This window comes from Mesorhizobium sp. M7A.F.Ca.MR.148.00.0.0, assembly GCF_003997735.1.
GTDB lineage: Bacteria > Pseudomonadota > Alphaproteobacteria > Rhizobiales > Rhizobiaceae > Mesorhizobium.
In genome coordinates this window covers 1-986 of the sequence record NZ_RZTB01000305.1, presented here as the reverse complement: position 1 = coordinate 986, position 986 = coordinate 1, and the positions used below count along the sequence as shown (strand labels likewise).

Here is a 986-nt window from a genome sequence, read left to right as displayed (position 1 = left end):
CTTGGTGGTCTGACGACAGTCGTTGACGTCAAGGTTGCGACCTATCCTACTCATGCGGCGTCCAAGCCTGTGGCGCTCATCCCGCAATGCGCCGCCAACCGGCACCTGAAGTTTACTTTGGACGGCTCTGGACCCATCAGGCTCCAGCCGCCCGATTTGCGCGAATGGCCCGACATCGGAGCCGACGAATTGAACCCAGCCGGCGTCCGGCGGGTCAATTTAGATACGCTGACGAAGGAAGAGACGGCATCGTGGCGCTGCGGTGAAACGCTCCTGCTGTCTGGAAAGATGCTGACGGGCCGTGACGCTGCCCACAAACGAATGGTCGAGCTGATCGATGCCGGCAAGCCGCTTCCGGTCGATCTGACGGGACGCGTGATCTACTATGTCGGTCCCGTCCGGGCAGTGAGGAATGAGGTCGTTGGACCCGCCGGTCCAACAACCTCCAGCCGCTTGGACGATTTTACGGACAAGGTGCTCGCCGAAACCGGCCTTTTTGCGATGATCGGCAAAGCGGAAAGGGGACCGGCGGCCATCGAGTCGATTATAAGACACAAAACGCCCTATCTTGCTGCAGTGGGTGGCGCTGCGTACCTGATCTCAAAATCGATTAAGAAGGCGCGGATCGTTGCCTTTGAAGACCTGGGCATGGAAGCCATCTATGAATTCGATGTGCAGGACATGCCTGTTATCATGGCCGTCGATGTTGAGGGAAACTCCATTCACAATTCCGGGCCTCTCGAGTGGCGTAGGCGTATGGCGGCCGACAGCATCGCACGCAACATCGGCGTTTGAATCTTCCCAGTTAGGCGATTTCGGCCAGACACCAGCGTCAAATTGTTGGGCACGCCGTACGACGAGCGGCATTTGCGGTGCCTTGCGCCTCGGCGAGCCGGACGAGCAAGGCCTTCAATTCACCCCAATAGCTGAATGTGCCACTGAATACTGCATTGAGTATGCCGTCCACGCGATCGAGGCTCGAATGC

Annotated in this window: 1 protein-coding gene; it reads left to right on the top strand. The window is 58.4% G+C overall.

Going from position 1 to position 986, the window contains the following annotated elements; all coding sequences use genetic code 11:
* Positions 1 to 795, top strand: a 795-nt coding sequence (locus EOB49_RS34135; protein ID WP_206526191.1) for a fumarate hydratase C-terminal domain-containing protein, incomplete at its 5' end; no start/stop codon positions are given.
* Positions 796 to 986 lie beyond the last annotated feature (191 nt).